We start from the raw sequence: 12,306 nt of genomic DNA, 5'->3' as shown, positions 1-12,306 counted from the left end.
GATAAGGTCGTGTTAATTATGAAAAAAATTCAAGCAAGAACTCCTGGTTTTGCAGTTGCTTTTATCATTGCAGTAATCAGTCAACTTCTTACGTTCGTGATTCCAAACTTGGGAGCGGCGACGATTGCAATATTAATTGGAATTGTTTTAGGGAATACTTTTTTAAAACAAAAAGTATTATCTGAAGGAACTAAGTTTGCTGAGAAACGGTTGTTAGAATATTCAGTAATGTTATTAGGATTAACGATTACGCTTCAAACGATTATTTCCCTCCATTTTACTGGATTACTATTTATTGTTTTGCAAATGTCAATTACGATTATTGCTGCGATTTGGATTGGAAAGAAGCTCCAATTTGGTGATGGGATTTATCTGTCGATGGCTGGAGGGAATGCGGTTTGTGGTTCTTCTGCAATTGCATCAATTAAACCCGTAATTGGGGCGAGTGATGAGGATGCTGGAATGGCAATCACATTGGTCAACTTAATGGGAACCGTTTTAATGCTTGTATTACCTGTTTTAGGGACATTAGTTTTCGGAAGTCAAAACGTAACAAGAGGGGCTTTGATCGGAGGAACTGTTCAATCTGTTGGCCAAGTTATTGCTGGAGCAACAATGGTCAATCAAGCTACTGTTAAATACGCAACGTTGTTTAAAATCATGCGAATTATTTTATTAGTCGTAATCGTAATGGTTTTTGCAAAATTACATCAAAAGAACGTTAGTGATAAACAAGTAGTTGAAGAGGTAGAAACAGACGTTAAAAAGCACAAAATCAATTTCTTACCATGGTATGTTCTTTGGTTCTTAATTTTCTGTGTTTTGAATAGCTTAGTGACATTACCTGGCTTTGTAGCAGAAATTGCTCATTTATTAAGTACTTGGTGTGAAGTAACTGCATTAGCTGCGATTGGATTAAGATTGAACCTCAAGTCATTTATTGCGGCAGGAAAACGTTTTGCAATTTATAGTTTAGTGGTTGGAGCAGTCCAAGTTGTTACTGCATTAGTATTGATCAAATTATTAATTCATTAGAAGATTAGGATGGACAGTTAAGCCCATCCTTTTTATTTTGCTTGAAACATATTGGAATATTTCGCAGATAATAAGTGATATAATATAAATGTTTTAAAACTAAGGAGGTTTTTTCATGACCGAAGAAGAACAAAAACAGTTTGATAAATTACAACGTGATCAATTAGGAGATAATGGAATTGCACCAACAGACTTTATTAAAAGTGCAATCAAATATGCAAATGAGTTTCAAGATATGCATGCCGAATTACTTGATCATCAATATAACAAAATGTTATCAGAATTATTTATGAGCAAAGAAAAGATGTTAGAACTATTGAAAGATTTCTTGGTTGATAACAATGACGATAATGTTAGAAAAAATCTTAGTGAAATAATTGAAGAAGTGGATAACGCTGAAGATACTATGATGAAGGTTACATTAGGAAATAGTGATGATGCGATTAACCGTTCTGAAATGAATCAACATATTGATGATGCAGATTTTACAGTCAAGGGGGTTACTGATCTTGATAAAATTACAGCTTTTAATGTGATTCAACAAATGGTTGGTGACTACCAAGATGAGTTAGACTGGTAATTCATTAATTGATTTCTTTAGGGGTGAAGTAAAAAATGAAAATAGGTGTAATTGGTGTTGGTAATATGGGAGGCTCCATTTTAAAAGGGCTTGCTCATCACTTTGATTCAAAAGAATTGTATGCAGAAAACCACGTAAATCCACGGGTATCTGAATTACAAAAGAAGTTAGGTTTTCATTTAGTAAATGAAATCACTGAATTACCTAAGGATTTAGATATTTTGATTGCGACGGTTCCAGCCTCAATAACTAAGGATGTCCTATCAGAATTAAAAGTAAGTAACAAAACGATTATTGCTTCTGCAGCAGGTGGAGTTAGAATTGCTGATGTCCAAGATGCTGTTGGCAATCGACCAGTACTTGCGATGGTTCCCAATATTCCAGTTGCCGTTAATGCGGGAACGATTGGACTTAGTTATGGTAGTTTAACTCCAGATCAACAAACGGTGGTTGATGAAGTTATTGGATCATTAGGTGATTTGATCGTTGTTAAAGAAGCTCAATTACCAATTGTTGGAACAATTGGTGGCTGTGGACCTGCTTTTGTAGATGTCTTTATGTCTGCAATGGCAGATGGTGCTGTTGAAAACGGTCTTGATCGAAAAACTGCTTACAAGACCATCAGTAGTATGGTAAAGGGTAGTGGTAGATTAGCTCAATTGAGTGACCTATCCCCAGCTGACCTTAAAGATCAAGTTACTTCTCCTGGTGGAACCACGATTAAGGGAGTTAACCAATTAGCTGCAAACCAATTTCAATCAGCAATTATTAAAGCAATTAATGCTGCAAATGGCGATATGTAAGGAGAAAATTAAATGAAGAAATTATCAGGATTATTATTATTAACAGCAGTTCCATTGTTATTAGCCGGATGCGGGCAAAAGGAACATAAATCATCCATGCATATGAATTCTTCTCAAATGAAGTCGATGTCTAAGAATTCTAGTTCAAAAAACAAATCGAGTTCAAGTTCTAGTTCAATGAAGATGTCAGACAATAATGCTAAATCAGCATCTGCCTATTCACTTAAAAACCCAATGGACATGCCTTCTATGAGCACTAAACAAAAGAGTGCTTATAAACATATTGATGTTACCAAAAAAGCTAGTTCAAAAGTCACTAAAGCAAGTGATTACAATAAAAAGTTAGCAATTCCTGGAACAATTACTAAAGTCGGAAAGTTTTCTCATGGTTATAGTAATTTATTGGTAACTGGAACAAACGGCCAAAAGTACTTGGTAACGATTAAAAAGAATTATGCATCTATGTCTAAGGTAAATGATCGAGTTATTGTTTATGGTTACGGTCTAACAAAGGCAACAGGATCTCAAAAGGGAACTGGATTTACTAGTGCAGAATTAGGTAGTCATGCAATGGACTTTAGTGCTGATGGTTTAACAATGGCCATGAAATAGGATTGTATTTGCTACTCAAAAGTGGTAATATTTTAACAATTTCAATAATTTTTGGGGTGAACGCAAATGGATTTAAAAAAATTGATAAGTAAGAATGTTGAAGCAGTTAAGCCAGATAGTATTTCTGAATTTAATGAACGAGTAGCTGGGATTCCTGATATGCTATCATTAACTTTAGGAGAACCAGATTTTAATACTCCAGACCATATTAAGGAGGCTGCTGTGAGGGCAATTGAGGATAATGAAAGTCATTATACAAATCCCTTAGGTGTTATGGCACTACGGAAAGCAGCAACTAAGTTTATGGCAGATAAGTACGGTGTTCATTATGACCCTGAAACTGAAACATTAGTAACAACTGGAGTTAGTGAAGCTCTTTTTGATACATTTAAAGCTTTGATTGACGAAGGGGACAAAGTTTTAGTTCCTTCACCTGCTTTTCCCGTTTATGATGGTGATATTAGTATTTTAGGTGGTAAAACTGAATTCATTAATACTTCTAATGATGGTTTTAAATTAACGCCTCAAAAATTAAGTGAAGCTTTAAAAGAAAATAATGATGCTAAAGCTATTATCATTAATTTCCCAAGTAATCCAACAGGTCAAACTTATACTGTGGATGAATTAAAAGCTCTAGCTGATATTTTAAAGCAACATGATATTGTCGTAATTAGTGATGAAATTTATAGTGAGCTAACTTATGGACAACATCACCATTCCCTAGCTGAATTTATTCCTGATCAAACAGTTGTCTTTAATGGCCTATCAAAGTCACATGCAATGACAGGGTGGCGAGTTGGGGTGGTTTTTGCTAAAAAACCATTGCTTTCACAAATTGCAAAGGTTCATATGTTCAATACATTTAATATTCCAGCAATTGTTCAATATGCTGGTGCAGAAGCATTTGCTAATGGTGAAAATGATGCCTTACCAATGAAAAAGATTTATGAGGAAAGACAAGCCTTGTTATTGAAAGGATTACATGAGGCTGGTCTTGAGGCTGGCAAACCTGAAGGGGCATTTTATATTTTTGCCAAAATTCCTGATAGTTATAATCATGATAGTATGAAATTCTGTTTGGACTTGGCAAATCAGGTTCATGTTGGTGCCGTTCCAGGGGTTGGATTTGGACCTGGTGGTGAAGATTATTTCAGACTAAGTTATGCTACTAGTACTGATAACTTAAAAGAAGCAGTTAAAAGAATTAAAGCGTTTATGAAATAAAATAAAAAATCAGCACTGAGAAGTGCTGATTTTTTATTGGTTTGGATTTTAGATTGTTATTCTTCTTGTAAGTCGTCTTGTAGTGTACGTTGTAGGTCTTTTGGTAAGTTGTTTTGAATTTCTTGTTGCTCTTTGTTTTGCAACTTGAAACGATGTTTGATCTTATCGTAACTACTAGTACCCTTTATGTAATTTGTAAAAATATTAATACTGTCATCGATTGCGCCTTCAGACAATAGCTTTTTACTAATTATCTGATAAAACTTGTTCTCAGCACATTTAATCTTCTTAATTTCATCTTGACCTTTAGGAGTTATAACTAAAACATTCAGACGTTTGTCTGTTGGATTGTTTGTTTTAGTTACTAACTTCTTATCCACCAGCGTTTGGATTAAACGACTAGGGGACTTCTTCTCAGAAATTAATAATGAACCAACGTCTTTTAGTGATATCGGACCATAATGATTAATGATACCGAGAGCCTCACTTTGATTAGGACTAACAATAGCATTAGAATCTCTTAAAGTGTTAGCATAATCGAAGTGGGCTTCACGTGCGATACTCTTCAATAAAAATCTAAATAATGCGATTTTATCGGTATTGGAGTATTCTTCCATATGCCTCGCCTCTTTTTTAATATGTCATACTTATTAAAAATGATTCTAACAAGCACATTATAGGAGAAAATCTAATCAATTACAAACATTGTGAACCGAAAATTATGATATACTAAATATTAATAATTATATTTGTGAGATGATAAAATGTTAACAGGATTTGATTGGACGATTCGATTAATCGTAGCCATGATTTGTGGCGGACTAGTCGGATATGAACGAACGATTCAATTAAAAAGTGCTGGGATTAGAACCCACGTTGTTGTGGCTTTGGGTTCTGCACTAGCGATGATTGTTTCAAAATATGCTTTTTTTGATATTTTGTATTTGCACAATATCTCACTTGACCCATCCCGAATCGCTGCTCAAATCATTAGTGGAATTAGTTTTTTGGGAGCCGGAACGATTTTAAGCGGACATGTTAGAATTAGTGGATTGACAACAGCCGCTGGAATTTGGGCAACGGCAGCAATTGGAATGACGATTGGAGCGGGACTTTATTACATTGGAATTGCCGCTACTGTGTTAATCGTTGGAGTTCAATTTCTTTTCCATGATGATTCGTTTGTAAATATGATGATGCCACATAATCATATTCGATTACATGTTGATGCGGTTAGTGATAAAAAATCGTTGGATGCTATAGAAAAAACATTAAAGAAAAATAAAGTTTCGCATATCCGTTTGGATATTTTATCAACCAAAAAAGACCACCTTGCTTTACAAGTAGTGGGTCGAATTGATAAAAAAGAGAGCGTTGCTAAAATAATGATTGCTTTAGAAGAAAATAAAATGGTAATTAGTACCCAAGCACAACATTTATAAAAATTATCGAGATCCTGGTGAAGGGTCTTTTTATTTACGTATTTACTAGAAGGAAGGAATGAGATTAATGCGATTGTTGCATACAGCAGATTGGCACATTGGAAGAAGATTACATGGCTTTGATTTAATGCAGGAACAAAAAAATGCATTTAATCAAATTGAACAAGCTGCATTAGCTGAAAATGTTGATGGGGTTATCATTGCAGGTGATTTGTACGATCGTTCACTGCCATCTGAAGATTCTGTCGCATTATTGAATCAAATGATTCGTCAATTGAATTTGAAAGATAAACTGCCAATTTATGCAATTTCTGGGAACCATGATAGCGCGACAAGATTAGCAACGGGAGCGGAATGGTTCAAAGAGACTAATTATTATATGCACACTAATTTAGCAGAAGCATTTACACCCATTGAATTACCTGATACACAACTATTTTTGTTGCCTTATTTTGAGCCTTTTGCGGCAAAACAATATTTTGAAAATGACGATATTCATGATGTTGCGACTGCATTTCAATATATTGTTAATGAAATAAAAAAACACTTTGATCCTAAAAAAAGACATGTTCTAGTAGCTCATTTTTTTGCTGCTGGTAGTCATCATACAGCTTCTGAAACTCAATTAACGGTTGGGGGATTAAATGCTGTGCCAATTGATTTATTAGACTCATTTGATTATGTAGCTTTAGGTCATTTACATGGGAAAGATGCCCTTCACAAAAATAATGCTCAGTACAGTGGATCACCAGTAAAATTTTCATTGTCAGAAGCCAATCAAGAAAAAGGAATGTTTATAGTTGATACTCTAAAACCTGATGAACGAAAATTTATTCCAATTGTCCCTGTTCATGATGTAAAGTTATTAGAAAATAGTTTTGATGAGTTAATAAAACCTTCTTTTTATGATCAGATAAATAGAGATGATTTTTTGGGAATTACGTTAACTGATGAAGAGCCAATTCCAAACGTATTGGCTCAATTAAGAGAGATCTATCCAAAAGTGGTTTCGTTAGGGAGAAGTGATGGGTATCATCCAACAATTGATTTTCAGGGTGAAAATGGTAAAAAATTGCAGCGAAAAGACCCCCTTCAATTATTAAATGATTTTTACCAACAGGTTGCTAAAGAACCATTATCACAGGAACAGTTAAAATGGGCTAAAACAAGTTTGAATCGAGTTAAAAAAGAGGAGGATTAAAAATGCGACCAATTGAATTACATTTAGAGAATTTTGGGCCGTATCAAAATGAAACGATTGATTTTGATAAATTAAAGCATGCCAAGCTCTTTTTAATTTCTGGAAAAACCGGAAGTGGTAAAACAACTCTATTTGACGCAATGACTTATTCATTATACGGAGCAGGAGCAAGTGATGATCGAGATATCAATAGCATGCGTTCGGATTTTGCTGGGGGCCAGGATGTTACGAGAGTGACGTTTACTTTTGAACATCAAGGTCTGAAGTATCAAGTTATGCGTCAACCGCCTCAAACATTAGCTAAAAAGACTGGTGATGGAACGGTTAATCGTTCATCAAAGGGAAAGTTGATCATTTATAATGATAATAAAATCATTGACGAAATAACGAAACTGAAAGATATTGGGATTAAAATTGAAGATACATTGAAACTATCTCGAAAACAATTCGTTCAAATTATTTTGTTGCCCCAGGGAGATTTTAGGCGCTTTTTGATGGGGTCAAGTGATGAAAAAGAAAAAGTTTTACGTAAAATTTTTAAAACCCAACTTTATGATGATTGGGCAAAAGAACTTCATGAAAAAATGAAATCACAAAAAAACATAACGAATAATCAACAACAATTGATTGATAATGGTCTTGAACAGGTTGAATGGGAAATCGAACCTGATGATTGGCAAGAAAGTAATGTTGAACAAAGAATTCGAATTCTTATTAAATTTCAACATGAAGCTAATCAAGTGTTAAAAATTAAAAAAGTTCTAGTTAAAAAGGAGCAAAAAAAAGCTAATCAAATTGAGCAAAGTTTGTCTGAAGCAGATTTAATAAATCAACAAATTGATTATTTAGCTAGTCTTCAAAAACAAAAAGCAGCTTTAGTTGCTCAAAAAACGTATTTTAATGATTTAAAACAACAATTTGAAAAATTAAAAAAAGTACAGGAACAACGAGCTGATTATAATCAATTTAATGAATTACAAAATAATCAATCAAAAGTAAAATCTTTATTATCAAATGGTGAAGAACAGATTACGGAAAAAAATCAGGGCTTAAAAAAAATTCAGAATCATTATCAAGATCTAACTAAGCAAAAGCAATACAATACAAAAAATCAAGAAGAATTAATTAATTTGCAAGATAAAAGAAACCAATTGTTAGAGCGTGATCAAGTTCAACGAAATTTGCAATTAGCAAATGCTAAACATGATAAGTTAGTTCAAGAACAATTAAGATTGAAAACAGAAATTAAAAAAAGCCAAGCGATAATTGATGATTATGATTCTTGTAATCAAGAACAGGTTAAATTACTTAAAGAAGATGATCAGTCTCGACATGTTTTAGAACATCTAAAACTAGGGATTACGCAATTAACTGATTTACGGAATGAAGAAGATAAATTACAGCAACTTAAAGCGGATAATTTTAAACTAAGTGAACGACAGCTTCTTTTACAAAGCCAAGAACAATTGATGCATGATCAGTATGAAAATGACCGTCAAATCTGGTTAAGAAGTCAGGTAATTAATTTATCGGTTGATCTTGAATTTGGGAAACCATGTCCAGTTTGTGGAAGTATTGATCATCCTGCTCCAGCGCATGATGATTTGAAAAGAGTTGTTGATAATCAAACGTTAGAAAAGAGTCATCAACAATGGCAATCACAGCAAGCTAAATTAATAAATGTAAATGGCGAACTAAAGGAACGACTTACTAAAATTGAAGAAACAGAGGAACGGATGCATCAAAACCGTTTAAAGATTAAAAAGGAATACAAGTTAAAGAAAAGAAATTTTGATAAGATGATGGAAGAACTGACTAGTCTTCAGCAAAGTGAAATGGAACAACTTTCTAAAGTTAAGAATGCTCAAGAAAAAAATCAGTCTAAATTAGTTAAAATTAAAGAAGCGCAAAAAAAAGATAAAGCGTTAGCACAGGAAAAAGAACAACAAAATGAACAACTCCAAATTCAAAATGGATTGGTTGAAAAATACCAAACGCAATTAGCTGAAATTGATAAGCATTTTACAATTGAAATTAAAAATGTAGCTGATTTAGACCGTAAAATTGAACATTTAAAGCAATTGATAAATAAGTTTAATACTGATTTTGAAGTAACATCGAAATCATTGCAAAAACAGCAAAATGATTTAGCGAGCCTAGAGGCTACAAATAAAGCTTATTTATCTGAATATCAAAGAATAACTGACCAATTAACAATTAGAAAGAAGAAGTTACTTCAATTTTTGAATGACAATTTTCAAAGTAATGATTTAGACCAATTAGCATTGGTAATTTCCAAGTTGCCTCATTTATCAAAGATTGAAGATGAATTAACCCAGTATTCTGATAAGAATAAGAAGACGAAGACTCAAATTAATACCTACCAAAAACTAGTGAAAGATAAACAGAAAATAGATACAAAAGACCTAATGGTTCAATTAAATCAGCAAAAAAAGCAGCTCCAACAAATGGAAACAGATTATGATAATAAACAACAAAAAGTAGCAGTTAATGATCGTTTATTAAATCAAATTAAAAATGCACAAACTAAGATTAATCATGATCAAAATGATTTAAATCAATTAATGTTATTAGATGAAACTATGAATGGTAGTGGGGATGGTAAATTAAGCTTAGAACGATATGTTCTTAGAGCTCAATTGGTAGAAATTCTAGAGGTTGCAAATCAACATTTTCAAGAATTAAGTTCAGGACGTTATTCATTTCAATTACATCAGGAATCCGGCAGTTATCGTAAGAATACTGGATTAGAAATTGATGTTTATGATGACACAGTTGGTCAGTGTCGAAGTGTTCATACATTATCTGGGGGAGAGAGTTTTATTGCTTCGTTGAGCTTAGCCTTAGCTTTGGGGGAAGTAATTCAAAATGAAGCCGGAGGAATTAAGATAGATACACTCTTTATTGATGAAGGTTTTGGTTCTTTAGATCGTGAATCTTTATCAGTAGCGTTAAACACTTTAGAAAACGTTGAAAGCCAGGGACGAATGATTGGAATGATTAGTCATGTTGGAATGATGGAAGAAAGCATTCCATATCAAATTCGGGTCACTGGTGATGGTCAGGGCCACAGTAGAACGAAAATTATTTTACCTTAAAATGATTTAAATTTATAAAAAAAGACATTGGAAAAGTCCAATGTCTTTTTTGTTCATCTGATTTAATTATTATTTGTGTTTGTAGTTTGAGTGCTAGGATTAATTGTTAATAATGCATTGTTAAGATTAGTACTGGTTTGGTTGATAGACTTATTAGCTTCTGTGGCCATTGGGCTATCTTTGATTTTAGTTACTAGCATCATAGCAATTTTTAACGATCCTTGGGCATTGGTAGTGTCAGTATTGATTTGTGTTTGACTTAGGGTACCATTGCTCTTATTAGAAAGATCATTTACAGCATTTTGAGCAGTTGTGATGTATTGACTAACTAATGTGAATAAATCTGTATCATCAGTTGGTAATTTAGTTGGGGCGTTAACACCAGTCTTATTTGCATCCGCAATAACGACATTCATATATTTAGTTGCGTTATCAATATTGTTTTGCATATTTTGTTTAGTGGTTACGTCATTAATTTGAGAAGCAGTAGAGTTGGCATTGTTCATTGCAGTGAGGGCATTAATGATTTCTACGGCAGTATCGTATTTGTTGCTATTAGCATTAGCAATGTTATTTTTAACAGTGTTTAAATCACTATACGCATTAGCCATGTAACTATTAGCATTGTCAATTAATGTTGAATCAGATGTGCTAAGTTTATTTTGAATTAAATCTTGAACTTCTTGAAGAGATGAATTGGCTTCACTGATTCTGAGCGTAGCATCATCACTTTCATCAGAGTTAGTAAGTTTGTTAGCCATATTTTGGGCAAGACTAATTTGCTTATTAGCTTGAACAATTAGGTTATTTGCTGAGTTGGCATCCTTATTGTTAACAGCAGCTTTAGCCTGACTAATGTCATCTTTAGCTGCATTAACATAGTTAATTACTTTCTTCATATTTTTAGAAGCATTTTTAATTGAATCATCGTTATTAGAGTTAGTATTAGCAGAACTACTATTAAGTTTAAGACCCTTTGTATAAATCCAGCCACGGACAGAATGGTCAGAGGAAACAATTTTATAATACTTGTAACCATTACTAAGAGTCATAACTTTATATGCCATAAATGTAGTGTTCTGTTTGATTAGTTTTTGGACATTAGCCTTGCTAACGGTAACCTTGGCACCACTAGTTGAGCCAGGCTTATTGAAAATAGGATTTTTCCCAGTTAATACACTAGTGTATTGTTGGTTCTTTAAACTTTTAGTAGTACTAGTCTTTTTAGATTTTGTCACATTGTTCTTACTAGAATTTGTTTTTTTAGTTGTATTTTTATTATTGTTTTTAGACGAATTTGAATTCGATTTTTTATTACCTTGTTTGCTATTCTTAGGTTGACTATTTTTTTTAACTTTTTTAGTTGTCATAATTGTCGTTTTGACTTTTTGATGTTTAGTACTAGCATTAGCAGTTTCATTTCCTAATGCTAATAAGGAAAGTGTAGCAATTGATAAACAAAGTACTTTTTTGATTTTCTTTGACATTTCATAACCCCCGATTTTTTAATACATTATTATTATAATATTTTTCGCTTTTTTTTGCGATATTTGGGGCTTTAAGATTTCTTTACATAAATTTCAGCATTGTTATAATTAAATTAATAATTAATAAAGATATTTTGGGAGGATTGTGGAGTGATGATTACACTAGCAGGAACAATTGGAGCTGGAAAAACTTCTTTAACGAAGTTGCTATCTGAACATTTAGGAACGAAAGCATTTTTTGAACCAGTTGCAGATAATCCAATTTTACCGCTTTATTATAAGGATCCGAAAAAGTATGGATTTTTATTACAAATTTTCTTTTTGAACCGACGTTTCAAAATGATTAAACAAGCAATGCAAGATGATAACAATGTTTTGGATCGCTCAATTTATGAAGATGCATTATTTACCGATTTAAACTGGAAATTAGGTAATATGACGGATGAGGAACATGACGTTTATCATAGCTTATTGAATAATATGATGGAAGAACTCCCATATGCAGCTCATAAAAAGGCACCTGATTTAATGGTATACGTTGAGGTCAGTTTAAATCGGCAACTAGAGCATATTAAAAAACGTGGCCGTGATTATGAACAAACTGATACAGACCCGGGGCTACTTGATTATTACAAGCGTCTTCAAGAAGAATACAAAACTTGGTTCGATAACTATGACATTAGTAAAAAAATCAAAATTAATGGAGATAAATATGATTTTGTAAATAATCCGTCTGATAGAATTGAAGTAATTAATCAAATCGATAGGGCTTTAAAGAAACGTTAAATTATTGATTTTTTAAA

General features: G+C 32.9%; 11 protein-coding genes. 9 read left to right on the top strand and 2 right to left on the bottom strand.

The window, feature by feature from the left end:
- Window positions 1–18 precede the first annotated feature (18 nt).
- The 5 genes from AC3B6G_RS06620 to AC3B6G_RS06600 all read left to right on the top strand — a co-directional run bounded on the left by AC3B6G_RS06620 (window position 19) and on the right by AC3B6G_RS06600 (window position 4,254).
- Window positions 19–1,035, top strand: a complete 1,017-nt coding sequence (locus AC3B6G_RS06620; RefSeq protein WP_489849622.1) for a YeiH family protein — start codon at window positions 19–21, stop codon at window positions 1,033–1,035.
- Between the two features lie 115 nt (window positions 1,036–1,150).
- Complete coding sequence (locus AC3B6G_RS06615; RefSeq protein ID WP_489849621.1) at window positions 1,151–1,615, top strand: hypothetical protein; 465 nt, start codon at window positions 1,151–1,153, stop codon at window positions 1,613–1,615.
- Window positions 1,616–1,650: 35 nt separating this feature from the next.
- On the top strand, window positions 1,651–2,418 hold the full coding sequence (gene proC / locus AC3B6G_RS06610; protein WP_489849620.1) for a pyrroline-5-carboxylate reductase: 768 nt from the start codon (window positions 1,651–1,653) through the stop codon (window positions 2,416–2,418).
- Between the two features lie 12 nt (window positions 2,419–2,430).
- Window positions 2,431–3,030, top strand: a complete 600-nt coding sequence (locus AC3B6G_RS06605; RefSeq protein WP_489849619.1) for a hypothetical protein — start codon at window positions 2,431–2,433, stop codon at window positions 3,028–3,030.
- Between the two features lie 66 nt (window positions 3,031–3,096).
- Window positions 3,097–4,254, top strand: coding sequence for an aminotransferase class I/II-fold pyridoxal phosphate-dependent enzyme (locus tag AC3B6G_RS06600; protein ID WP_489849618.1), 1,158 nt, complete (start codon window positions 3,097–3,099; stop codon window positions 4,252–4,254).
- A gap of 56 nt (window positions 4,255–4,310) precedes the next feature.
- On the opposite strand, the gene AC3B6G_RS06595 is transcribed toward AC3B6G_RS06600, so the two are convergent.
- Window positions 4,311–4,871 (bottom strand): MarR family winged helix-turn-helix transcriptional regulator, encoded by a 561-nt coding sequence (locus AC3B6G_RS06595; protein WP_489849617.1) that lies wholly within the window; start codon window positions 4,869–4,871, stop codon window positions 4,311–4,313.
- A 147-nt stretch (window positions 4,872–5,018) separates the two neighbouring features.
- On the opposite strand from AC3B6G_RS06595, the gene AC3B6G_RS06590 reads away from it, so the two are divergent.
- The 3 genes from AC3B6G_RS06590 (at window position 5,019) to AC3B6G_RS06580 (ending at window position 10,016) form a co-directional block, all read left to right on the top strand.
- The gene (locus AC3B6G_RS06590; RefSeq protein ID WP_489849616.1) at window positions 5,019–5,696 is read left to right on the top strand and encodes an MgtC/SapB family protein; all 678 of its coding nucleotides are present in this window, start codon (window positions 5,019–5,021) and stop codon (window positions 5,694–5,696) included.
- Window positions 5,697–5,763: 67 nt separating this feature from the next.
- A complete protein-coding gene (locus AC3B6G_RS06585) occupies window positions 5,764–6,897 on the top strand; it encodes an exonuclease SbcCD subunit D (protein ID WP_489849615.1) in 1,134 nt (377 codons plus the stop codon).
- Between the two features lie 2 nt (window positions 6,898–6,899).
- Window positions 6,900–10,016: an AAA family ATPase gene (locus tag AC3B6G_RS06580; RefSeq protein ID WP_489849614.1), complete on the top strand. Its 3,117-nt coding sequence runs from the start codon at window positions 6,900–6,902 to the stop codon at window positions 10,014–10,016.
- 62 nt (window positions 10,017–10,078) lie between these two features.
- Here AC3B6G_RS06580 and AC3B6G_RS06575 read toward each other — a convergent pair whose 3' ends face one another.
- On the bottom strand, window positions 10,079–11,503 hold the full coding sequence (locus AC3B6G_RS06575) for a hypothetical protein (RefSeq protein ID WP_489849613.1): 1,425 nt from the start codon (window positions 11,501–11,503) through the stop codon (window positions 10,079–10,081).
- Between the two features lie 153 nt (window positions 11,504–11,656).
- Here AC3B6G_RS06575 and AC3B6G_RS06570 point away from each other — a divergent pair, with 153 nt between their 5' ends.
- On the top strand, window positions 11,657–12,289 hold the full coding sequence (locus tag AC3B6G_RS06570; protein WP_489849612.1) for a deoxynucleoside kinase: 633 nt from the start codon (window positions 11,657–11,659) through the stop codon (window positions 12,287–12,289).
- Window positions 12,290–12,306: the final 17 nt, after the last annotated feature.

Source organism: Nicoliella sp. ESL1149 (genome assembly GCF_058107265.1).
Note: the sequence above shows the minus strand (reverse complement) of the source record. Positions and strands in the feature narration are given on the sequence as shown.